The organism is Mycobacterium decipiens (assembly GCF_963853665.1).
In the GTDB taxonomy this organism is placed as follows: Bacteria; Actinomycetota; Actinomycetes; order Mycobacteriales; family Mycobacteriaceae; genus Mycobacterium; species Mycobacterium decipiens.
Genome location: NZ_OY970459.1, coordinates 3,788,148 through 3,810,388, shown reverse-complemented (window position 1 = coordinate 3,810,388; position 22,241 = coordinate 3,788,148). Strand labels below are relative to the sequence as shown.

Below are 22,241 nucleotides of genomic sequence, written 5' to 3'. Positions count from 1 at the left end.
TAACCATGGCTGCCACACTTCGCGAACTACGCGGGCGGATCCGCTCGGCGGGGTCGATCAAGAAGATCACCAAGGCCCAGGAGCTGATCGCGACGTCGCGTATCGCCAGGGCCCAGGCTCGGCTCGAATCCGCCCGGCCCTACGCCTTCGAGATCACCCGGATGCTCACCACCCTGGCCGCCGAAGCCGCCCTGGACCATCCGCTGCTCGCGGAGCGCGCGGAGGCGAAACGGGCAGGCGTGCTGGTGGTTTCGTCTGATCGTGGTTTGTGCGGCGCGTACAACGCCAGCATTTTCCGTCGCTCTGAGGAGCTGTTCTCCCTGCTGCGGGGGGAAGGGAAGACGCCGGTGCTGTACGTGGTGGGCCGGAAGGCGCAGAACTACTACAGCTTCCGGAACTGGGACATCACCGAGTCGTGGACGGGCTTCTCCGAGCAACCCACGTACGAGAATGCCGCGGAGATCGCCTCGACCTTGGTCGATGCGTTCATGTTGGGCACCGGTGAGGGCGAGGATCAACAGTCCGATACCGACGAGGGCGTCGACGAACTGCACATCGTCTACACCGAGTTCAAGTCGATGCTGTCGCAATCCGCCGAGGCCCACCGGATCGCCCCCATGGTGGTGGAGTACGTCGAGGAAGATGCCGGACCGCGCGCGCTGTACTCGTTCGAGCCGGACGCGACGACGTTGTTCGAGTCGCTGCTACCTCGATACCTGACTACCCGCGTGTACGCCGCGCTGCTGGAGTCCGCGGCATCGGAGCTGGCCTCGCGGCAACGTGCGATGAAGTCGGCCACCGACAACGCAGACGACCTGATCAAGGCCCTGACGCTGATGGCAAACCGCGAGCGGCAGGCCCAGATCACCCAGGAAATTAGCGAAATCGTCGGTGGCGCAAATGCGCTCGCCGAAGCCCGCTAGGCCAAGCTAGGTTAGCCCCACGAGGAAGCGAAGAAGATATGACTGCTACGACTGAGAAAACCGACACCAGCGGCCGCGTGGTACGGGTCACCGGGCCCGTCGTCGACGTCGAGTTTCCGCGTGGTTCCATCCCGGAGCTGTTCAACGCGCTGAACGCGGAGATCACCTTCGAGTCGCTGGCCAAAACCCTCACATTGGAGGTGGCGCAGCATCTCGGCGACAACTTGGTGCGCACGATCTCGCTGCAGCCGACCGACGGCCTGGTGCGCGGCGTCGCGGTGACCGACACCGGTAAGTCGATCTCCGTGCCGGTCGGTGAAGAGGTGAAGGGCCACGTCTTCAACGCATTGGGTCATTGCCTGGACGAGCCGGGGTACGGCGAAGAGTTCGAACACTGGTCGATTCACCGCAAGCCGCCGGCCTTCGAGGAGCTGGAGCCACGCACCGAGATGCTCGAAACCGGGCTGAAGGTCGTCGATCTGCTGACTCCGTATGTGCGTGGCGGCAAGATCGCACTGTTCGGCGGTGCCGGGGTGGGTAAGACGGTGCTGATCCAGGAGATGATCAACCGCATCGCGCGAAACTTCGGTGGTACGTCGGTGTTCGCGGGTGTGGGGGAGCGTACCCGCGAGGGCAACGACCTGTGGGTTGAGCTTGCCGAAGCCAATGTCCTCAAGGACACCGCGCTGGTATTCGGTCAGATGGACGAGCCGCCCGGCACCCGTATGCGGGTTGCGCTGTCCGCGCTGACGATGGCCGAATGGTTCCGTGACGAGGCGGGCCAGGACGTGCTGCTGTTCATCGACAACATCTTCCGGTTCACCCAGGCCGGTTCGGAGGTGTCGACTTTGCTCGGTCGCATGCCGTCGGCGGTGGGCTACCAGCCCACGTTGGCCGACGAGATGGGCGAGCTGCAGGAGCGCATCACCTCAACGCGGGGACGTTCGATTACCTCGATGCAGGCGGTCTATGTGCCCGCCGACGACTACACCGACCCGGCTCCGGCGACGACGTTCGCGCATCTGGACGCGACTACGGAGTTGTCCCGTGCCGTGTTCTCCAAGGGCATCTTCCCCGCCGTGGACCCGCTGGCGTCGAGTTCGACCATCCTGGACCCCGGCGTCGTCGGTGACGAGCACTACCGCGTGGCGCAGGAGGTCATCCGGATCCTGCAGCGATACAAGGACCTTCAGGACATCATTGCGATCCTGGGCATCGACGAGCTGTCTGAGGAGGACAGGCAGTTGGTCGGACGGGCGCGGCGGATTGAGCGCTTCCTGTCGCAGAACATGATGGCGGCCGAACAATTCACCGGCCAGCCGGGTTCGACCGTTCCGGTGAAGGAGACCATCGAGGCATTCGACCGTTTGTGCAAGGGTGAGTTCGACCACGTACCCGAGCAGGCCTTCTTCTTGATCGGTGGTCTCGACGACTTGGCGAAGAAGGCCGAGAGCCTCGGCGCCAAGCTGTAGGAGTTCAGCCGGCTTGAAAGGGGCGATGAAAGGTGGTGTGGCATGGCCGAATTGAACATTGAGATCGTCGCCGTCGACCGGAAGATCTGGTCGGGCAAGGCAAAGTTCCTCTTCACCCGCACCACCGTCGGCGAGATCGGCATCCTGCCCCGCCACATTCCGTTGGTGGCCCAACTGGTCGATGACGCCATGGTGCGGGTCGAGCGGGAAGGAGAAAAGGATCTGCGGGTCGCGGTGGATGGCGGTTTCCTGTCGGTGACCGAGGAGGGGATCAGCATTCTCGCCGAATCCGCCGAGTTCGAGTCGGAGATCGACGAGAGCGCCGCTAAACGCGATTCCGAGTCCGACGATCCCCGTATCGCCGCCAGGGGGCGCGCCCGATTGCGCGCCGTCGGCGCGATCGACTAGCACACCGATGAGCGCGCCCATGATCGGCATGGTCGTGCTCGTCGTCGTTCTGGGGTCGGCAGTTCTGGCCTTGAGTTATCGACTGTGGAAGCTGCGCCAGGGCGGAACGGCTGGGATCATGCGGGACATCCCCGCGATCGGAGGTCACGGCTGGCGGCACGGCGTGATCCGCTATCGCGGCGGCGAGGCAGCGTTCTACCGGCTATCCAGTCTGCGCCTGTGGCCGGATCGTCGGCTCAGCAGACGAGGCGTGGAAATCATTTCCCGGCGCGCACCCCGTGGCGACGAGTTCGACATCATGACCGACGAGATTGTTGTCGTGGAACTGCGTGACGGCACCCAGGACCGAAGGGAAGGTTACGAGATCGCGCTCGACAGGGGCGCGTTGACCGCATTCCTCTCCTGGCTGGAGTCCCGGCCTTCGCCGCGCGCGCGCCGCCGCAGTGTCTGAGCCAGCGGCAATCTCAAGCGAGCTGCGTTCGCTTGATTCAGCTTTCGCCGCCCGGCCGCCATAGCACGTCACCGTCGGTATTGGCCACCCGAGACAGGATGAACAGCAGGTCCGACAGCCGGTTCAGGTATTTCGCCGGAAATACGCCGACGCTATCCGGGTGAGAGTCGACTGCGGCCCACGCCGATCGCTCCGCCCGACGAACGACGGTGCGGGCGACGTGCAATAACGCCGATAGGGGTGAACCACCGGGTAGGACAAAGGATTTCAGTGCCGGCAGTTCAGCGTTATATGCGTCACACCACCCTTCGAGCCGATCGACATAGGACTGGGTGATTCGCAGCGCAGGATGCCCGGGGCTTTCCACCGGATCTTTCAAGGGGGTCGATAGATCCGCTCCCGCGTCGAACAGGTCATTCTGGATCTGCCGCAACACATCCGTGATTTGCTGGTCGGGGCTGCCAAGCGCGATTGCCACGCCGATAGCGGCGTTCGCCTCGTCGCAGTCCGCGTACGCGATCAGTCGGGGGTCGGTCTTGGCGACCCGGGAGAAATCGCTCAATCCCGTCGTTCCGTCGTCGCCGGTTCGGGTATAGATGCGGGTCAGGTGGACGGCCATGAACAAACCGTACCGCCGGCTGACTTGGCTGACTGACAAGCCAATACCGCTTTACTACACTGACCGGGTGGCTGAGCGTTTCGTCGTGACTGGTGGCAACCGGTTATCAGGCGAAGTCGCTGTCGGGGGTGCCAAGAACAGCGTGCTCAAGCTCATGGCCGCGACCTTGCTCGCCGAAGGCACCAGCACGATCACCAACTGCCCCGACATCCTCGACGTGCCGCTGATGGCGGAGGTATTGCGTGGTCTGGGCGCCACCGTCGAACTCGACGGCGACGTCGCGAGGATCACCTCACCCGACGAACCGAAGTACGACGCCGACTTCGCTGCGGTGCGGCAATTCCGTGCCTCGGTCTGTGTGCTGGGACCGCTGGTCGGGCGGTGCAAGCAGGCCAGGGTCGCGCTGCCGGGTGGTGACGCGATCGGGTCCCGTCCGCTGGATATGCACCAGGCGGGCCTGCGGCAACTGGGCGCCCAGTGCAACATCGAGCACGGTTGCGTGGTGGCCCAGGCAGAGACGTTGCGCGGTGCGGAGATTCAGTTGGAGTTCCCCTCGGTGGGAGCCACCGAGAACATCTTGATGGCCGCCGTGCTGGCCGAGGGCGTCACCACTATTCACAATGCGGCGCGAGAACCCGACGTCGTCGACCTGTGCACGATGTTGAACCAGATGGGCGCACAGGTCGAAGGTGCGGGTTCGCCGACGATGACGATCACCGGCGTCCCGCGCCTGCATCCGACCGAGCATCGGGTGATCGGAGACCGCATCGTCGCCGCCACGTGGGGCATTGCTGCTGCGATGACCCGCGGTGACATATCGGTGACGGGTGTCGACCCGGCGCACCTGCAGCTGGTGCTGCACAAGTTGCACGACGCGGGCGCTACCGTCACCCAGACCGACGACAGTTTCCGCGTGACGCAGTACGAACGCCCCAAGGCTGTCAACGTTGCGACCTTGCCGTTTCCCGGTTTTCCCACGGATCTGCAGCCGATGGCGATCGCCTTGGCTTCGATCGCCGATGGCACATCGATGATCACGGAGAACGTGTTCGAGGCGCGGTTCCGGTTCGTCGAAGAGATGATCCGGCTCGGTGCGGACGCTCGGACCGACGGGCACCACGCCGTGGTGCGGGGTCTTCCGCAACTGTCGAGCGCGCCGGTCTGGTGTTCGGACATCCGTGCCGGGGCGGGCCTGGTGCTGGCGGGGCTGGTCGCGGACGGTGACACCGAGGTCCACGACGTATTCCACATCGATCGCGGATATCCGTTGTTCGTGGAGAACCTGGCCAGTCTCGGCGCCGAGATCGAACGGGTATACTGCTAGCCGACTGTCATCGCACATGGATGACTGAAGCCCGGCTTGACTTCACTACAGGATTTGTATTAAGCTGGCAGGGTTGCCCCGAAGCGGGCAGAAACAAGCAAGAGTGTTGTTTGAGAACTCAATAGTGTGTTTGGTGGTTTTACATTTTTGTTGTTGTTTTTTGGCCATACTCTTGATGCCCCGTTGTCGGGGGTATGGCCGTTTGTTTTGTCAGGATATTTCTGAATTCCTTAGGCTTCCTATGAACGGGAGCGTCTAGGTTTTGTTTGGAGAGTTTGATCCTGGCTCAGGACGAACGCTGGCGGCGTGCTTAACACATGCAAGTCGAACGGAAAGGTCTCTTCGGAGATACTCGAGTGGCGAACGGGTGAGTAACACGTGGGTGATCTGCCCTGCACTTCGGGATAAGCCTGGGAAACTGGGTCTAATACCGAATAGGACCACAGGATTCATGTCTTGTGGTGGAAAGCGATTTAGCGGTGTGGGATGAGCCCGCGGCCTATCAGCTTGTTGGTGGGGTGACGGCCTACCAAGGCGACGACGGGTAGCCGGCCTGAGAGGGTGTCCGGCCACACTGGGACTGAGATACGGCCCAGACTCCTACGGGAGGCAGCAGTGGGGAATATTGCACAATGGGCGCAAGCCTGATGCAGCGACGCCGCGTGGGGGATGACGGCCTTCGGGTTGTAAACCTCTTTCACCATCGACGAAGGTCCGGGTTCTCTCGGATTGACGGTAGGTGGAGAAGAAGCACCGGCCAACTACGTGCCAGCAGCCGCGGTAATACGTAGGGTGCGAGCGTTGTCCGGAATTACTGGGCGTAAAGAGCTCGTAGGTGGTTTGTCGCGTTGTTCGTGAAATCTCACGGCTTAACTGTGAGCGTGCGGGCGATACGGGCAGACTGGAGTACTGCAGGGGAGACTGGAATTCCTGGTGTAGCGGTGGAATGCGCAGATATCAGGAGGAACACCGGTGGCGAAGGCGGGTCTCTGGGCAGTAACTGACGCTGAGGAGCGAAAGCGTGGGGAGCGAACAGGATTAGATACCCTGGTAGTCCACGCCGTAAACGGTGGGTACTAGGTGTGGGTTTCCTTCCTTGGGATCCGTGCCGTAGCTAACGCATTAAGTACCCCGCCTGGGGAGTACGGCCGCAAGGCTAAAACTCAAAGGAATTGACGGGGGCCCGCACAAGCGGCGGAGCATGTGGATTAATTCGATGCAACGCGAAGAACCTTACCTGGGTTTGACATGCACAGGACGCGTCTAGAGATAGGCGTTCCCTTGTGGCCTGTGTGCAGGTGGTGCATGGCTGTCGTCAGCTCGTGTCGTGAGATGTTGGGTTAAGTCCCGCAACGAGCGCAACCCTTGTCTCATGTTGCCAGCACGTAATGGTGGGGACTCGTGAGAGACTGCCGGGGTCAACTCGGAGGAAGGTGGGGATGACGTCAAGTCATCATGCCCCTTATGTCCAGGGCTTCACACATGCTACAATGGCCGGTACAAAGGGCTGCGATGCCGCGAGGTTAAGCGAATCCTTTTAAAGCCGGTCTCAGTTCGGATCGGGGTCTGCAACTCGACCCCGTGAAGTCGGAGTCGCTAGTAATCGCAGATCAGCAACGCTGCGGTGAATACGTTCCCGGGCCTTGTACACACCGCCCGTCACGTCATGAAAGTCGGTAACACCCGAAGCCAGTGGCCTAACCCTTTGGGAGGGAGCTGTCGAAGGTGGGATCGGCGATTGGGACGAAGTCGTAACAAGGTAGCCGTACCGGAAGGTGCGGCTGGATCACCTCCTTTCTAAGGAGCACCACGAAAACGCCCCAACTGGTGGGGCGTAAGCCGTGAGGGGTTCTCGCCTGTAGTGGGCGAAAGCCGGGTGCGCAACAACAAACGAGCCACCAACACACTATTGGGTCCTGAGGCAACACTTGCGTGTGTTTCGCCGGTGTTGTCCCCACCATCTTGGTGGTGGGGTGTGGTGTTTGAGAACTGGATAGTGGTTGCGAGCATCAATGAATGCGCTGCCCGTTAGCGGTGGCGTGTTCTTTGTGCAATTTATATTCTTTGGTTTTTGTTGTGTTTGTAAGTGTCTAAGGGCGCATGGTGGATGCCTTGGCATCGAGAGCCGATGAAGGACGTGGGAGGCTGCGATAAGCCTCGGGGAGCTGTCAACCGAGCGTGGATCCGAGGATTTCCGAATGGGGAAACCCAGCACGAGTGATGTCGTGTTACCCGCACCTGAATATATAGGGTGCGGGGGGAACGCGGGGAAGTGAAACATCTCAGTACCCGTAGGAGAAGAAAACAATTGTGATTCCGCAAGTAGTGGCGAGCGAACGCGGAAAACGGCTAAACCGCACGCATGGGTAACCGGGTAGGGGTTGTGTGTGCGGGGTTGTGGGAGTGATACGTCTCAGCTCTACCCGGCTGAGGGGCAGTTAGAAAGTGTCGTGGTTAGCGGAAGTGGCCTGGGATGGTCTGCCGCAGACGGTGAGAGCCCGGTACGCGAAAACCCGGCACCTGCCTTGTATCAATTCCCGAGTAGCAGCGGGCCCGTGGAATCTGCTGTGAATCTGCCGGGACCACCCGGTAAGCCTAAATACTTCTCGATGACCGATAGCGGATTAGTACCGTGAGGGAATGGTGAAAAGTACCCCGGGAGGGGAGTGAAAGAGTACCTGAAACCGTGTGCCTACAATCCGTCAGAGCCTCCTCGTGGGGTGATGGCGTGCCTTTTGAAGAATGAGCCTGCGAGTCAGGGACATGTCGCGAGGTTAACCCGTGTGGGGTAGCCGCAGCGAAAGCGAGTCTGAATAGGGCGTATCACGCGTGAGCGTGTGTAGTGGCGTGTTCTGGACCCGAAGCGGAGTGATCTACCCATGGCCAGGGTGAAGCGCGGGTAAGACCGCGTGGAGGCCCGAACCCACTTAGGTTGAAGACTGAGGGGATGAGTTGTGGGTAGGGGTGAAAGGCCAATCAAACTCCGTGATAGCTGGTTCTCCCCGAAATGCATTTAGGTGCAGCGTTGCGTGGTTCACCACGGAGGTAGAGCTACTGGATGGCCGATGGGCCCTACTAGGTTACTGACGTCAGCCAAACTCCGAATGCCGTGGTGTCAAGCGTGGCAGTGAGACGGCGGGGGATAAGCTCCGTACGTCGAAAGGGAAACAGCCCAGATCGCCGGCTAAGGCCCCAAAGCGTGTGCTAAGTGGAAAAGGATGTGCAGTCGCAAAGACAACCAGGAGGTTGGCTTAGAAGCAGCCACCCTTGAAAGAGTGCGTAATAGCTCACTGGTCAAGTGATTGTGCGCCGATAATGTAGCGGGGCTCAAGCACACCGCCGAAGCCGCGGCACATCTACTTATGTAGGTGTGGGTAGGGGAGCGTCCCTCATTCAGCGAAGCCACCGGGTGACCGGTGGTGGAGGGTGGGGGAGTGAGAATGCAGGCATGAGTAGCGACAAGGCAAGTGAGAACCTTGCCCGCCGAAAGACCAAGGGTTCCTGGGCCAGGCCAGTCCGCCCAGGGTGAGTCGGGACCTAAGGCGAGGCCGACAGGCGTAGTCGATGGACAACGGGTTGATATTCCCGTACCCGTGTGTGGGCGCCCGTGATGAATCAGCGGTACTAACCACCCAAAACCGGATCGATCACTCCCCTTCGGGGGCGTGGAGTTCTGGCGCTGCGTGGGAACTTCGCTGGTAGTAGTCAAGCGAAGGGGTGACGCAGGAAGGTAGCTGTACCAGTCAGTGGTAATACTGGGGCAAGCCCGTAGGGAGAGCGATAGGCAAATCCGTCGCTCACCAATCCTGAGAGGTGATGCATAGCCGGTTGAGGCGAATTCAGTGATCCTCTGCTGCCAAGAAAAGCCTCTAGCGAGCACACACACGGCCCGTACCCCAAACCGACACAGGTGGTCAGGTAGAGCATACCAAGGCGTACGAGATAACTATGGTTAAGGAACTCGGCAAAATACCCCCGTAACTTCGGGAGAAGGGGGACCGGAATATCGTGAACACCCTTGCGGTGGGAGCGGGATCCGGTCGCAGAAACCAGTGGGGAGCGACTGTTTACTAAAAACACAGGTCCGTGCGAAGTCGCAAGACGATGTATACGGACTGACGCCTGCCCGGTGCTGGAAGGTTAAGAGGACCCGTTAACCCGCAAGGGTGAAGCGGAGAATTTAAGCCCCAGTAAACGGCGGTGGTAACTATAACCATCCTAAGGTAGCGAAATTCCTTGTCGGGTAAGTTCCGACCTGCACGAATGGCGTAACGACTTCCCAACTGTCTCAACCATAGACTCGGCGAAATTGCACTACGAGTAAAGATGCTCGTTACGCGCGGCAGGACGAAAAGACCCCGGGACCTTCACTACAACTTGGTATTGATGTTCGGTACGGTTTGTGTAGGATAGGTGGGAGACTGTGAAACCTCAACGCCAGTTGAGGCGGAGTCATTGTTGAAATACCACTCTGATCGTATTGGGCATCTAACGTCGAACCCTGAATCGGGTTCACGGACAGTGCCTGGCGGGTAGTTTAACTGGGGCGGTTGCCTCCTAAAATGTAACGGAGGCGCCCAAAGGTTCCCTCAACCTGGACGGCAATCAGGTGGCGAGTGTAAATGCACAAGGGAGCTTGACTGCGAGACCTACAAGTCAAGCAGGGACGAAAGTCGGGATTAGTGATCCGGCACCCCCGAGTGGAAGGGGTGTCGCTCAACGGATAAAAGGTACCCCGGGGATAACAGGCTGATCTTCCCCAAGAGTCCATATCGACGGGATGGTTTGGCACCTCGATGTCGGCTCGTCGCATCCTGGGGCTGGAGCAGGTCCCAAGGGTTGGGCTGTTCGCCCATTAAAGCGGCACGCGAGCTGGGTTTAGAACGTCGTGAGACAGTTCGGTCTCTATCCGCCGCGCGCGTCAGAAGCTTGAGGAAACCTGTCCCTAGTACGAGAGGACCGGGACGGACGAACCTCTAGTCCACCAGTTGTCCCACCAGGGGCACCGCTGGATAGCTACGTTCGGACAGGATAACCGCTGAAAGCATCTAAGCGGGAAACCTTCTCCAAGATTAGGCTTCTCACCCTTTTAGAGGGATAAGGCCCCCAGCAGAACACTGGATTGATAGGCCAGACCTGGAAGCTCAGCAATGGGTGCAGGGAACTGGCACTAACCGGCCGAAAACTTACAACACACATCGCAACCACAATCCACTCACGCCGAAAGGCGCGAAACACCACACCCCCCACCATAATCAAATAAATAGAGTTACGGCGGTCACAGCGGCAGGGAAACGCCCGGTCCCATTCCGAACCCGGAAGCTAAGCCTGCCAGCGCCGATGATACTGCCCAGTCAGGGTGGAAAAGTAGGACACCGCCGAACATACACAAAAGCACCCCCTTCCAAATAGGGGGTGCTTTTGTGTATCCGCTAATCGAATAGCGTCAAATTCTTGGTCGAATTCACGGGGGCCCGGCTATTCTCCAGTTCGAGCAGGGCTTGTTTGCGGTCGATTCCGCCACCGTACCCGGTGAGATTTCCGCTGGCGCCGATGACGCGATGACACGGAACGATGATGGCGATGGGATTCCGCCCGTTGGCCAACCCGACGGCGCGTGCCGCACCGGGGGCGCCGATCTGTTCAGCGATCTCTCCATAGGAGCGGGTTTCCCCGTAGGGGATTGTCAGCAATGCCTTCCACACCCGCCGCTGGAATTCCGTGCCTCGCAGGTCGAGCTCCACATCGAACTCGGTGCGCTCGCCGGCGAAATAGGCTTCGAGTTGGTCGACGGCGTCGGCAAACACCTCGTCATGTTGTGTCCAGCCGACGCGGCTCGGCTCATAGGTCTGGTCGGCCATCCGCAGATTTGTTAGCGCGCAGCCATGTCCGGCCAGGGTCAACGGTCCTATCGGACTCTCAATGCGGCGGTAGTGGATCATGCGATCTCCTTTGGTGGCCAATGGTTTACCGGGTGCTCAAGCGTGGTCCACAAATGTTGGGTGGCGTAGGAGCGCCAAGGACGCCACCGGGCGCTGTGCTCCACAAGGGTTCGTTGTTGCGCCGGCAGGCCCAGCTGCTTGGCGGCCAGCCGCAAACCCAGATCGCTGGCGGGAAACGCGTCCGGGTCGCCCAGGCCGCGCATCGCGATCACCTCCGCCGTCCAGGGACCGACCCCCGGCAGCGCAAGCAATTGGCCGCGTGCGCGTGACCAATCGCACCCGGCGTCCAGCGCGATGCTTCCGTCGGCAAGTCCGGCCAGGAGTGCGCTCAGTGTCCGTTGGCGCGCCTTGGGGACCGCCAGATGAGCGGGATCGATCTCAGCGAGCTGCGCGACGGACGGGAAGGCATGGGTCAATCCGCCATGGCGATCGTGGACCGACTCTCCGTAGCCGGTGACAAGTCTGCCCACGAGCGTGCGAGCGGCCTTGGTCGATACCTGTTGGCCAAGTACCGCGCGGACGGCGAGTTCGGCCTCGTCGACCGTGCGGGGAATGCGTTGTCCGGGTGCCTTGGCCACCACCGCGCGCAGGTCCGGGTCATCGCTGAGCGCCTCGACTATCGCCTCGGGGTCGGCGTCCAGGTCCAGCAGCCGTCGGCAACGTGCAGTAGCGGTCATCAGGTCGCGGAAATCATCGAGTACGAGCTGGCAGCGCACGTGATCGGGTGCCGGCGTCAGGCTGACGACGCCGTGGCCCCACGGCAGCCGCAGCGTGCGCCGGTACGCACCGTCGCGGACTTCTTCACAACCCGGCACGGCGGTGGCCGCCAGATGACCGAAGACACCCTCATAGGCGAATGGTGCGCGGACCGGCAGCCGTAGCGACACCACCCCCGCTGACGTTGCGCCAGAACCGAATCGGGTGGCAGCGCGCTTGCGCAATGCCGTCGGGGTGGTGTCGCACACCAGGCGCACGGTGTCGTTGAACTGACGGATGCTGGAGAACCCGGCGGCGAATGCGACATCGCCGAAGGGTAGGTCTGTGGTCTCGATCAGCACCCGGGCGGCCTGCACGCGTTGGGCGCGGGCCAGAGCAAGCGGGCCGGCGCCGACCTCGGCCGCCAACAGCCGCTCCAGCTGGCGAGTGGTGTAACCGAGTTGGGCGGCAAGGCCGGTGACACCGTCGCGGTCCACGGTTCCGTCGGCAATCAGCCGCATTGCCCGGGCGACGACGTCACCGCGGACATTCCACTCCGGAGATCCCGCAGACGCGTCGGGACGGCACCGCTTACAGGCGCGAAAGCCTTCCCGCTGAGCGGCCGCTGCGGTTGGTAGGAACCTCACGTTGCGGGCGAACGGTGGCCGGACGGGACAGCTGGGCCGGCAGTAGATCCGCGTGGTCAGTACCGCGATGACGAACCAGCCGTCGAACCGAGCGTCCTTGGACTGTACGGCTCGATAGCAATGTTCGAAATCTTCATGCACAGTTCGACCATTTCACCTGCCCGGCGACATGACTAGCGGAAAATCGACATCAATGTGGGCGCGGGCCGATGCGCCGCGATTACCGGCCGGGTTCGGCGGGCTCGCGCGGCGAGGCCAGCCGGGTGGGTTGATCGTGTCCGCGAAGTGTCACCGTCTCGCCCAAAGACCAACGGGCACGTTCATTTTCGCTGGCGCCGCGCAGTGTGTCCGAAGACGCTAGCAGCTTTCCGGGGTGTGATTTGGCCAGTTCGCATAGCCGGGCCGCCTCGTTGACCGGCTCGCCGATTACCGTGTATTCAAACCGTTGCCGGGCGCCAACGTTGCCGGCGACAACCTGGCCTGCCGCCGCCCCGATGCCGGCCTGACACTCCGGCATCTCGCTGGCGAGCCGATCGGCCATGGCCCGCGCGGCGGCCAGCGCGGCGTCTTCGGGATGGTCGAGGCGGTTGGGGGCGCCGAAGATTGCCAGCGCGGCGTCCCCCTCGAACTTGTTGACCAGCCCACTGTGGCGGTCGACTTCGTCGACGACGATCGCGAAAAACCGGTTGAGCAGCGTGACGACGTCGGCAGCAGGCTGGCTGGTCACCAGCTGGGTGGAGCCCACGATGTCGACGAATATGACGGCGACGTGGCGTTCTTCGCCGCCCAGTTTGGGTCGCTCGCGTTCGGCGGCGGCGGCGACCTCGCGCCCGACGTGGCGGCCGAACAGATCGCGTACCCGTTCACGCTCGCGCAGGCCGTCGACCATCGCGTTGAAACCACGTTGCAGCTCACCGAGTTCGGTTCCGTCGAACACCACCAGATCGCCGCGCAGATCACCGTGCTCGACACGCCTGAGTGCCGCGCGCACGACCCGCACCGGCGTCGCGGTAAGCCAGGCCATGATCCACATCAGGATGAACCCGAACACCAAGGTGGCCGCCGAGATGATCAGCACGCCCATCGCGAACTGCAGCAAAGAGAGATTGCGTAGCACCATTTCGAAGGTCGCCAACAGGGCGATGCCAACGACGGGCACGCCCGAGCCGAGCAGCCACACCGTCATGGTTCGGCCCATGATGCCCGGGGCCAGGCGCCGGGGCGGTGGTCCGGCGGCGAGAGCCTGGGCGGCCACCGGGCGCAGCGCGAACTCGGTGACCAGGTAGCTGCCGGTAGCGACGAGTACGCCGCAAAACGTGACCGCAACCAGGAAGCGGGGGATGAACATGCCGTTGACCAGTCCGTAGAGGGTGGTCAGCAGTACCGCGCCGAATCCCCACAGGATGAGGTCGACGATGGCGACTCGCCAGGCCGCCAGGAAGGTATTGCGCTCGTCGTCGTGGGTAGGTGGGCGCTCTTCGATCGCCCAGCGCAGCGCGAGCGTGGTCCGGCGGGTAATCCAATACGTGCCCAGCGCCAAGGCGGTCGCGATGTAGGCCGGCACGACGCCGAACGTGACCCATGCCGGCGCGTCGTCGAACACGCTCGGTTGTGGAATCGCGACCGTCACCAACAGCAGCGCGACGCCGATTCCGAGCAGGTTCGCCGCCACGACGAGCACGGTCAAGATGACCTGGATGCGGATCCGCCGGCGTCGCTGGCTTTCCGATACCCGGCCCAGTAGCCAGGAGCCGTACGCGGGGGTCTCCGGGAGCCGGCCGCTCTGACGGGTTAGGGTCTCGAGCACCCGCCCCAGGCGCTGCGCCACGCTCTTCTCGGCCGACATGGTGGCGTCAGCCTAACCAGCGAACGCGCTGGGCGGCGTCAGCCCCGCGGTGCGGAACCGGGCATGGGCTGTGGGCCTGCGACCGGCGATGCCAGCCGGGTGGGTTGGTCGTACCCGCGAAGTGTCACGGCCTCGCCCAGCGACCAACGGGCACGTTCGTTTTCGGTCGCCCCGCGCAGGGCGTCGGCGGTGGCCAACAGCCGATCCGGGTGTGATTTGGCCAGTTCGCACAATCGGGCCCCCTCGTTGACCGGTTCGCCAATGACGGTGTATTCGAACCGTTCATGGGCGCCGACGTTGCCGGCGACAACCTGGCCTGCCGCCACCCCGATGCCGGCGTGACACTCCGGCATCTCGCTGGCCAGTCGATCGGCTATGCCCCGTGCGGCCGCCAGCGCGGCGTCTTCGGGATGGTCGAGGCGGTTGGGGGCGCCGAAGATTGCCAGCGCGGCGTCCCCTTGAAACTTGTTGACCAGTCCGCGGTAGCGGTCCACTTCTTCGACGATGACCGCGAAGAACCGGTTGAGTATCGTCACCACCTCTGCCGCGGGTCGGCTGGTGACCAATTGGGTGGAGCCGACGATGTCGACGAATACGACGGCGACGTGGCGTTCTTCGCCGCCCAGTTTGGGGCGCTCGCGTTCGGCGGCGGCGGCGACTTCGCGCCCGACGTGGCGGCCGAACAGATCGCGTACCCGTTCACGCTCGCGCAGGCCGTTGACCATCGCGTTGAAACCGCGCTGTAGCTCACCGAGTTCGGTTCCGTCGAACACCACCAGGTCGCCGCTTAGATCGCCCTGCTCGACGCGTTTGAGCGCCGCGCGCACCACCCGCACCGGCGTGGCCGTCAGCCAGGCAAGAATCCACATCACGAGGAACCCGAAGATCAGTGTCACCGTCGCAATGATCAGCACCGCCACGCCGAGCTGGGTCTCGGTCAGATCGCGCACCAATAGCGCGAAGAGCGCCGTCAGGGCAATGCCGAACAGGGGCACACCCGAACCCAGCGTCCACACCGTCATGGTTCGGCCCATGATGCCCGGCGCCAACCGTCGTGGCGGTGGTCCCGCCTCGAGCGCTTGGGCGGCCACCGGGCGTAGCGCGAACTCGGTGAAAAGGTAGCAGTTGGTGGCTACCGAGACACCGCAGATAGTCACCGAGAACAAAACTATCGGGATGAAGACGCGGTCGGCCATGCCATAGAGCGCCGCCAACAATATCCCCCCGAAATCCCACAGGATGAGATGGCCGACGGCCACTCGAAACGGGACCAGCAAGGTGTTGCGCTGGTCGGCCGGGCTCGGCTTGCGTTCCTCGATCGCCCACCGGATGGACGTCGTGACGATTCGCGTGGTCACCCCGTAACCGCCGAGTGCCAGCGCGATCGTGGCGTACGCCGGTGCGACCCCGAATGTCACCCACCACGGCGCGTCGGAGTAGATGCTGGGCACCGGAAAAGCGACCGTCACCAACAGCAGCGCGACGCCGATCCCGGAAAGATTCGCCATCAGGATGTAGACGGTCACGATGAGCTTGATGCGGATCCGCCGGCGAGACGGGCTTTCCGATACCCGGCCCAGTAGCCAGGAGCCGTACGCGGGGGTCTCCGGGAGCCGGCCGCTCTGACGGGTTAGGGTCTCGAGCACCCGCCCCAGGCGCTGCGCCACGCTCTTCTCGGCCGACATGGTGGCGTCAGCCTAACCAGCGAACGCGCTGGGCGGCGTCAGCCCCGCGGTGCGGAACCGGGCATGGGCTGTGGGCCTGCGACCGGCGATGCCAGCCGGGTGGGTTGGTCGTACCCGCGAAGTGTCACGGCCTCGCCCAGGGACCAACGGGCACGTTCGTTTTCGGTCGCCCCGCGCAGGGCGTCGGCGGTGGCCAACAGCCGATCCGGGTGTGATTTGGCCAGTTCGCACAATCGGGCCGCCTCGTTGACCGGTTCGCCAATGACGGTGTATTCGAACCGTTCATGGGCGCCGACGTTGCCGGCGACAACCTGGCCTGCCGCCACCCCGATGCCGGCGTGGCACTCCGGTGTTTCGTTGGCTACCCGGTCGGCTATGGCCCGTGCGGCCGCCAGCGCGGCGTCTTCGGGATGGTCGAGGCGGTTGGGGGCGCCGAAGATTGTCAGCGCGGCGTCCCCTTGAAACTTGTTGACCAGTCCGCGGTAGCGGTTCGCTTCTTCGACGATGACCGCGAAGAACCGGTTGAGTATCGTCACCACCTCTGCCGCGGGTCGGCTGGTGAGCAATTGGGTGGAGCCGGCGATGTCGACGAATACGATGGCGACGTGGCGTTCTTCGCCGCCCAGTTTGGGGCGCTCGCGTTCGGCGGCGGCGGCGACTTCGCGCCCGACGTGGCGGCCGAACAGATCGCGTACCCGTTCACGCTCGCGCAGGCCGTTGACCATCGCGTTGAAACCGCGCTGTAGCTCACCGAGTTCGGTTCCGTCGAACACCACCAGGTCGCCGCTTAGATCGCCCTGCTCGACGCGTTTGAGCGCCGCGCGCACCACCCGCACCGGCGTGGCCGTCAGCCAGGCAAGAATCCACATCAGGATGAATCCGAAGATCAACACCGGCGCCCATAGGATCAGCACAGCAATCATGTATTCGTGACTTGAGAGATCCCAGTAGGTATCTTCGAATATGGCGGTGAGGGCGATACCGACGTTCGGAATGCCCGAACAGAGCAGCCACACCAGCATGGTTCGGCCCACGATGCCTCGCACGAGCGATTGTGGTGCTGCTCCGACTTCGAGTGCCTGGGCGGCCACCGGCCGCAGTGCGAACTCGGTCAGCAAATAACAGCTGGTGGCCGTCACGACGCCGATGATGCCTGTCGCGAACAGGAACCGCGGGATAAACAGATCGTTGGCCAGGCCGTAGAGCGTGGTCCACAGCGCACCCGCGACTCCCCACAGAAAGAGAACAGCCATTGCCACTCGTAGCGGGACTAGGAAAGCATTGCGCGCCTCATCTTGGCTGGGGGTGCGTTCCTCAATTGCCCACCGCAACGCCCGAGCCGTTTGGCTGGTGAGCCAATAGGCGCCCACTACGAAGGCGAGCACGTTGTAGGCCGGGACGATCCCGAATGTCACCCAAGGCGGGGCGTCGGAAAACACGCTCGGTTTCGGAAAAGCGACCGTCAGGAGCAGGGCCGCGATGACGGCTCCGGTCAGGTTCGTGACCAGAATGGCGCCGGTCAACATGCTCTGGATGCGTACTCGCCGTCGTCGTGGGCTTTCCGAAACGCACCCCAGCAGCCATGAGCCGTACGCGGGGGTCTCGGGGAGCCTGCCGTTCTGACGGGCTACTGTCTTGAGCGCCCGACCCACGCGCAGCGCCGTGGTCTTTGTGGCCGACATGGCGGCAGCCTAATTTGTCCGACACGCTCTAAGGTGAGTCGGGTGCGTCTCGTCATCGCCCAGTGCACCGTCGACTACGTCGGCCGGCTCACCGCGCATCTACCGTCCGCGCGCAGGTTGTTGCTGTTCAAGGCGGACGGGTCGGTCAGCGTGCACGCCGACGACCGCGCCTACAAACCGTTGAACTGGATGAGTCCGCCCTGCTGGGTGACCGAAGAATCCGGCCAGGCGCCGGTGTGGGTGGTGGAGAACAAGGCCGGCGAACAGCTGCGTATCACCGTCGAGGAGATCGAGCACGACTCCAGCCACGACCTGGGTGTGGACCCCGGGTTGGTCAAAGACGGCGTGGAAGCCCATCTGCAGGCGTTGCTGGCCGAACACATCCAACTGCTGGGCGAGGGATACTCTTTGGTCCGCCGCGAGTACATGACCGCGATCGGGCCCGTGGACCTGCTGTGCCGCGACGAGCTGGGCGGTTCGGTCGCAGTGGAAATCAAGCGCCGTGGCGAGATTGACGGTGTGGAGCAACTTACCCGTTATCTCGAGTTGCTTAATCGCGACAGTGTTCTCGCACCGGTCAAGGGGGTATTCGCCGCCCAACAGATCAAGCCACAGGCGCGCACGTTGGCCAATGACCGCGGAATCCGTTGTTTGACACTGGATTACGATCAGATGCGCGGGATGGACAGCGACGAGTACCGGCTGTTCTAAGGATGCGCGATTAAACTGACGCGATGGCTCGGCGCCGCAAACCGCCACGCCGGCAGCGGCCGGACCCGCCATCGTGGGCTCTGCGTCGGGTGGAAACGGGACCCGATGCCGAGGAGTACGAAGTGCGCCCGGTCGCCGCGGCCCGCGCCGTCAAGACCTATCGCTGTCCCGGATGCGATCACGAAATCCGTTCCGGCACTGCACATGTGGTCGTATGGCCGGCTGATTCACCGCAAGCCGGGGTCGATGACCGGCGGCATTGGCACACCCCGTGTTGGGCACACCGCGACACCCGCGGTCCGACCCGCAGGTGGACCTAGATGCCGGCTAGGCGGTCGGCTCGACCAACTCGATCAGCACCCCACCGGCGTCTTTCGGGTGGATGAAGTTGATTCGCGAGTTTGCCGTGCCACGCCTAGGAGCGTCGTAGACCAGCCGGACGCCCTGGGCGCGCAGTCGCCGGCAAAAGGCATCGAGATCGCTGACCCGGCACGCCAGCTGTTGGATGCCCGGTCCGCGCTTGTCCAGAAACTTCGCTATCGCCGACGACTCATCGATCGGGGCCATCAGTTGGATCTGTGCCGTGGAGCCTGGCACCGCCAGCATCGCCTCACGGATCCCCTGATCGTCGTTGACTTCCTCGTGTGTCAGGATCATGCCGAGGTGGTTGTAGTACCACTCGATCGCCGCGTCCAGGTCGGCTACGGCGATTCCGACGTGATCGAGCCCGGTCAGCAAAGGGGTAGCCAGAACGCGACGGGCGTCAACGTGATCGGTCGTCATCACACAACGGTAACCTCATGGGAAAGATTCTGCTTCTCCGGGTTCGCCCGACGGGCCCTTCCGGTGCGCTAGGAGGTAGTCATGACGACGTCGGTGATCGTTGCTGGAGCTCGGACCCCCATCGGCAGGTTGATGGGCTCCCTGAAGGATTTCAGCGCCAGTGATCTGGGTGCCATCGCGATCAAGGGCGCCCTGGAGAAGGCCAACCTACCGGCCCCGCTGGTCGAGTACGTAATCATGGGTCAGGTGCTGACGGCGGGGGCGGGGCAGATGCCGGCGCGGCAGGCCGCGGTTGCCGCCGGCATCGGCTGGGATGTTCCCGCGCTGACCATAAACAAGATGTGCCTGTCCGGCATCGACGCCATCGCACTTGCCGACCAGCTCATTCGGGCCGGCGAGTTCGACGTGGTGGTGGCCGGTGGCCAGGAGTCCATGACGAAGGCGCCCCACCTGTTGATCGATAGCCGGTCCGGCTACAAATACGGCGACGTCACAGTGTTGGACCACATGGCCTACGACGGCCTGCACGACGTATTCACCGACCAGCCGATGGGCGCGCTGACCGAGCGGCGCAACGACGTCGACAAATTCACCCGCCAACAACAGGACGAGTACGCGGCCCAGTCGCACCAGAAGGCCGCGGCGGCGTGGAAGGACGGCGTTTTCAACGACGAAGTGGTGCCGGTGAGCATTCCGCAGCGCAAGGGTGACCCGCTGCAGTTCAGCGAGGACGAGGGGATCCGCGCCAACACCACCGCCGAATCGCTGGCCGGTCTCAAACCGGCGTTCCGTAAGGACGGCACCATCACGGCCGGCTCGGCATCGCAGATCTCCGACGGCGCGGCCGCCGTTGTGGTGATGAGCAAGGCGAAGGCCCAGCAGCTGGGACTGACATGGCTTGCCGAGATCGGTGCACACGGCGTAGTGGCGGGACCGGATTCGACACTGCAGTCGCAGCCGGCCAATGCCGCCAAGAGGGCACTCGACCGCGAGGGCATCTCGGTGGACCAGCTCGATGTGGTGGAGATCAACGAAGCGTTCGCCGCGGTTGCGCTGGCCTCGACGAAGGAACTCGGCGTAAACCCTGAGGTCGTCAACGTCAATGGCGGTGCGATTGCTGTTGGGCATCCTATCGGTATGTCAGGGGCGCGAATCACGCTGCATGTCGCGCTAGAGCTGGCGCGGCGCGGATCGGGCTACGGGGTTGCCGCGCTGTGCGGGGCCGGTGGGCAGGGCGACGCATTGATCCTGCGTGCTGGCTAGCGTTGCTGATGTGGCCGTCCGGTAGCGGCCACGTGACCTTGGTCATATCTGCCGATCGCAGGGTCCGCGCCACCGGGTGGATCGATGACCGAAGCGGCGTGACAAACTTGACTGCGTGACGCGTCCGCGACCCCCGATCGGGCCTGCTATGGCCGGTGCGGTTGACCTGTCTGCTCTTAAGCAACGTGCGCAACAGAACGCTTCGACGAGCGGGGATGCCGGCCCGGCAACGCCGGATCAGCGCGGCGTCACCGAGATCACCGAGGCCAACTTCGAAGACGAGGTGATCATCCGGTCCGACGAAGTGCCGGTGGTGGTGTTGCTGTGGTCACCGCGTAGTGAGGTGTGCGTCGAGCTGCTTGACACCCTGTCCGGCCTGGCCGCAGCCGACAAAGCTACGTGGTCACTGACGACAGTCAACGTGGATACCGCGCCCAGGGTGGCCCAGCTATTCGGCGTCCAAGCGGTCCCGACCGTCGTGGCTTTGGCCGCAGGACAGCCGATCTCGAGCTTCGAGGGCCCGCAACCCGCGGACCAGTTGCGACGTTGGGTGGATTCCCTGCTGTCGGCGACGGCCGGAAAGCTCAAGGGCGCAACGAGTTCCGAGGGGGCTGTCGAAGTCGATCCAGCGGTCGCACAGGCACGTCAGCAACTCGAAGCAGGCGACTTTGAGGCCGCCCGGAAGTCGTATGTCCAGATCCTGGACACCAATCCGGGCAGTGTCGAAGCGAAGGCGGCCATCCGTCAGATCGACTTCCTCACGCGTGCAACTGCACAGCGATCCGACGCCATCCGGGTTGCCGATGCTGCTCCCGACGACATCGAGGCCGCCTTCGCGGCAGCCGACGTCCAAATTCTGAATCAGGATGTGAGTGCGGCGTTCGAGCGTCTGATTGCGTTGGTGCGGAGCACATCTGGAGATGAGCGCACGAAGGTACGCACCCGGCTGATCGAGCTGTTCGAGCTCTTCGATCCTGCTGATCCCGAAGTCATCGTCGGTCGGCGCAACCTGGCGAGCGCGCTCTACTGAACACGCCGCCGAGGCGTTTCACCAGCGGTGCAAGGCTGTGAGCCGGTAAGGCTAGGGGCGATCCGTCGATCCCGTTCAGGCCGCCGTCACGTCGCTGCTGAAAGACATTTCACGAAGTTAAAAGTCATGCCGCGAGCTGGAGAGGGGGTGGGAGCGCCCGATGTTCGTCGTAGAGCTGGCCGGTGTGCAGGCAGTGGTGGAGTTGGCCGAGGAATTTGTTGAACAGGTGTGGTTGGGCTTGGCGGTTCCAGTCGCCGGCGGCGCGGCGGGCGTCATGGTGTCGGCGGGCGTCGGGAGAGGCACGCTGCGATCCCAGTGCCCATATTGGGCGGACGGCAGCCAGCCGCCGGTTTTTGATATGCCGGTGCAGGACAACGGTTTTCTTGCCGCTCGCGCGAGTGATGGGTGCCGATCCGGCGAAGGCTTTCAATCCGCGGGCTTCGGCGAATCGGGAGCGGTCATCACCGATCTTGGCGAGCACCCGGTCACCGGTAGGCATTCCCAGGCCGGGGAAGCTGGTGATGGTGGTGGCGTGCGGGTGCTGGTCAAAATGAGCGGTCGCCGCCTCGGCGAGTTCATCGGCGGCGATGCAGGCGGCGTGGAATTGACGCAGCAGAGCCGACAGTTGAATACCCATCGCGTTCTTTGCGACCGGTGGTTGGTGCAGGTAGGTGGCGGTGAAGACCTGCCTGAGGCGTTCGGTGTCGCGGTCGAGATTGCGTCGGCGACCGGCCTTGATCAGCAGTCGGCGCAAGCGCT

General features: G+C 63.1%; 16 protein-coding genes, 3 rRNA genes and 1 pseudogene. 12 read left to right on the top strand and 8 right to left on the bottom strand.

The features are described 5' to 3' along the window. Positions 1 to 5 precede the first annotated feature (5 nt). From AADZ55_RS16780 to AADZ55_RS16765, 4 genes are read left to right on the top strand one after another with little or no spacing between them, the layout of a single operon-like run. The gene (locus AADZ55_RS16780) at positions 6 to 923 is read left to right on the top strand and encodes a F0F1 ATP synthase subunit gamma (RefSeq protein WP_085324897.1); all 918 of its coding nucleotides are present in this window, start codon (positions 6 to 8) and stop codon (positions 921 to 923) included. 38 nt (positions 924 to 961) lie between these two features. Beyond that, positions 962 to 2,395 carry a F0F1 ATP synthase subunit beta gene (atpD, locus tag AADZ55_RS16775; protein WP_085324898.1) on the top strand — a complete coding sequence of 478 codons (1,434 nt, stop codon included), beginning with the start codon at positions 962 to 964 and terminating at the stop codon, positions 2,393 to 2,395. A 42-nt stretch (positions 2,396 to 2,437) separates the two neighbouring features. After that, positions 2,438 to 2,803: a F0F1 ATP synthase subunit epsilon gene (locus tag AADZ55_RS16770; protein ID WP_085324899.1), complete on the top strand. Its 366-nt coding sequence runs from the start codon at positions 2,438 to 2,440 to the stop codon at positions 2,801 to 2,803. Between the two features lie 7 nt (positions 2,804 to 2,810). Then, positions 2,811 to 3,254, top strand: coding sequence for a DUF2550 domain-containing protein (locus AADZ55_RS16765; protein WP_085324900.1), 444 nt, complete (start codon positions 2,811 to 2,813; stop codon positions 3,252 to 3,254). A 37-nt stretch (positions 3,255 to 3,291) separates the two neighbouring features. Here the strand turns inward: AADZ55_RS16765 and AADZ55_RS16760 are convergent, their stop codons facing one another. Next, on the bottom strand, positions 3,292 to 3,873 hold the full coding sequence (locus tag AADZ55_RS16760) for a cob(I)yrinic acid a,c-diamide adenosyltransferase (protein WP_085324901.1): 582 nt from the start codon (positions 3,871 to 3,873) through the stop codon (positions 3,292 to 3,294). Positions 3,874 to 3,940: 67 nt separating this feature from the next. Here AADZ55_RS16760 and murA point away from each other — a divergent pair, with 67 nt between their 5' ends. From murA to rrf, 4 genes are all read left to right on the top strand, one after another. Then, a complete protein-coding gene (gene murA, locus AADZ55_RS16755; RefSeq protein ID WP_085324975.1) occupies positions 3,941 to 5,197 on the top strand; it encodes a UDP-N-acetylglucosamine 1-carboxyvinyltransferase in 1,257 nt (418 codons plus the stop codon). 263 nt (positions 5,198 to 5,460) lie between these two features. Next, positions 5,461 to 6,994, top strand: a 16S ribosomal RNA gene (locus AADZ55_RS16750). Positions 6,995 to 7,277: 283 nt separating this feature from the next. Further along, positions 7,278 to 10,391, top strand: a 23S ribosomal RNA gene (locus AADZ55_RS16745). 76 nt (positions 10,392 to 10,467) lie between these two features. Further along, positions 10,468 to 10,581 (top strand): 5S ribosomal RNA (gene rrf, locus AADZ55_RS16740). The 16S, 23S and 5S rRNA genes sit together here, the layout of an rRNA operon. A gap of 48 nt (positions 10,582 to 10,629) precedes the next feature. On the opposite strand, the gene AADZ55_RS16735 is transcribed toward rrf, so the two are convergent. The 5 genes from AADZ55_RS16735 to AADZ55_RS16715 form a co-directional block, all read right to left on the bottom strand. Next, positions 10,630 to 11,139, bottom strand: a complete 510-nt coding sequence (locus AADZ55_RS16735) for a methylated-DNA--[protein]-cysteine S-methyltransferase (RefSeq protein ID WP_085324902.1) — start codon at positions 11,137 to 11,139, stop codon at positions 10,630 to 10,632. Then, a complete protein-coding gene (locus tag AADZ55_RS16730; protein WP_085324903.1) occupies positions 11,136 to 12,623 on the bottom strand; it encodes a DNA-3-methyladenine glycosylase 2 family protein in 1,488 nt (495 codons plus the stop codon). Before AADZ55_RS16730 ends, AADZ55_RS16735 begins: the two co-directional genes overlap by 4 nt. A 79-nt stretch (positions 12,624 to 12,702) precedes the next feature. Next, complete coding sequence (locus AADZ55_RS16725) at positions 12,703 to 14,328, bottom strand: adenylate/guanylate cyclase domain-containing protein (RefSeq protein WP_085324904.1); 1,626 nt, start codon at positions 14,326 to 14,328, stop codon at positions 12,703 to 12,705. A 38-nt stretch (positions 14,329 to 14,366) separates the two neighbouring features. Beyond that, positions 14,367 to 16,013, bottom strand: coding sequence for an adenylate/guanylate cyclase domain-containing protein (locus AADZ55_RS16720; protein ID WP_085324905.1), 1,647 nt, complete (start codon positions 16,011 to 16,013; stop codon positions 14,367 to 14,369). Between the two features lie 38 nt (positions 16,014 to 16,051). Further along, positions 16,052 to 17,695 carry an adenylate/guanylate cyclase domain-containing protein gene (locus AADZ55_RS16715; protein ID WP_085324906.1) on the bottom strand — a complete coding sequence of 548 codons (1,644 nt, stop codon included), beginning with the start codon at positions 17,693 to 17,695 and terminating at the stop codon, positions 16,052 to 16,054. A 42-nt stretch (positions 17,696 to 17,737) separates the two neighbouring features. On the opposite strand from AADZ55_RS16715, the gene nucS reads away from it, so the two are divergent. Both nucS and AADZ55_RS16705 read left to right on the top strand, forming a co-directional pair. After that, positions 17,738 to 18,406: an endonuclease NucS gene (gene nucS / locus AADZ55_RS16710; RefSeq protein WP_165759373.1), complete on the top strand. Its 669-nt coding sequence runs from the start codon at positions 17,738 to 17,740 to the stop codon at positions 18,404 to 18,406. A 23-nt stretch (positions 18,407 to 18,429) separates the two neighbouring features. Beyond that, positions 18,430 to 18,726 carry a hypothetical protein gene (locus AADZ55_RS16705; protein WP_085324908.1) on the top strand — a complete coding sequence of 99 codons (297 nt, stop codon included), beginning with the start codon at positions 18,430 to 18,432 and terminating at the stop codon, positions 18,724 to 18,726. A 7-nt stretch (positions 18,727 to 18,733) separates the two neighbouring features. On the opposite strand, the gene mce is transcribed toward AADZ55_RS16705, so the two are convergent. After that, the gene (mce, locus tag AADZ55_RS16700; RefSeq protein WP_085324909.1) at positions 18,734 to 19,192 is read right to left on the bottom strand and encodes a methylmalonyl-CoA epimerase; all 459 of its coding nucleotides are present in this window, start codon (positions 19,190 to 19,192) and stop codon (positions 18,734 to 18,736) included. A gap of 78 nt (positions 19,193 to 19,270) precedes the next feature. Between mce and AADZ55_RS16695 the strand changes: the two genes are divergently transcribed. Together AADZ55_RS16695 and AADZ55_RS16690 are read left to right on the top strand one after the other, a co-directional pair. Next, positions 19,271 to 20,452 carry an acetyl-CoA C-acetyltransferase gene (locus tag AADZ55_RS16695; RefSeq protein WP_085324910.1) on the top strand — a complete coding sequence of 394 codons (1,182 nt, stop codon included), beginning with the start codon at positions 19,271 to 19,273 and terminating at the stop codon, positions 20,450 to 20,452. Positions 20,453 to 20,567: 115 nt separating this feature from the next. After that, positions 20,568 to 21,482 carry a thioredoxin family protein gene (locus tag AADZ55_RS16690; RefSeq protein WP_085324911.1) on the top strand — a complete coding sequence of 305 codons (915 nt, stop codon included), beginning with the start codon at positions 20,568 to 20,570 and terminating at the stop codon, positions 21,480 to 21,482. A 124-nt stretch (positions 21,483 to 21,606) separates the two neighbouring features. Here AADZ55_RS16690 and AADZ55_RS16685 read toward each other — a convergent pair. Next, positions 21,607 to 22,239 (bottom strand): annotated as a pseudogene (locus AADZ55_RS16685) (transposase); the annotation flags it as partial. Between the last annotated feature and the right edge of the window lie 2 nt (positions 22,240 to 22,241).

Coding starts and splice junctions, on each gene's coding strand:
- atpD (WP_085324898.1), top strand. CDS start 962: ATGACTGCTACGACTGAGAAAACCGACACCAGCGGCCGCGTGGTACGG.
- AADZ55_RS16780 (WP_085324897.1), top strand. CDS start 6: ATGGCTGCCACACTTCGCGAACTACGCGGGCGGATCCGCTCGGCGGGG.
- AADZ55_RS16770 (WP_085324899.1), top strand. CDS start 2,438: ATGGCCGAATTGAACATTGAGATCGTCGCCGTCGACCGGAAGATCTGG.
- AADZ55_RS16720 (WP_085324905.1), bottom strand. CDS start 16,013: ATGTCGGCCGAGAAGAGCGTGGCGCAGCGCCTGGGGCGGGTGCTCGAG.
- AADZ55_RS16725 (WP_085324904.1), bottom strand. CDS start 14,328: ATGTCGGCCGAGAAGAGCGTGGCGCAGCGCCTGGGGCGGGTGCTCGAG.
- AADZ55_RS16760 (WP_085324901.1), bottom strand. CDS start 3,873: ATGGCCGTCCACCTGACCCGCATCTATACCCGAACCGGCGACGACGGA.
- AADZ55_RS16695 (WP_085324910.1), top strand. CDS start 19,271: ATGACGACGTCGGTGATCGTTGCTGGAGCTCGGACCCCCATCGGCAGG.
- AADZ55_RS16765 (WP_085324900.1), top strand. CDS start 2,811: ATGAGCGCGCCCATGATCGGCATGGTCGTGCTCGTCGTCGTTCTGGGG.
- AADZ55_RS16705 (WP_085324908.1), top strand. CDS start 18,430: ATGGCTCGGCGCCGCAAACCGCCACGCCGGCAGCGGCCGGACCCGCCA.
- AADZ55_RS16715 (WP_085324906.1), bottom strand. CDS start 17,695: ATGTCGGCCACAAAGACCACGGCGCTGCGCGTGGGTCGGGCGCTCAAG.
- AADZ55_RS16735 (WP_085324902.1), bottom strand. CDS start 11,139: ATGATCCACTACCGCCGCATTGAGAGTCCGATAGGACCGTTGACCCTG.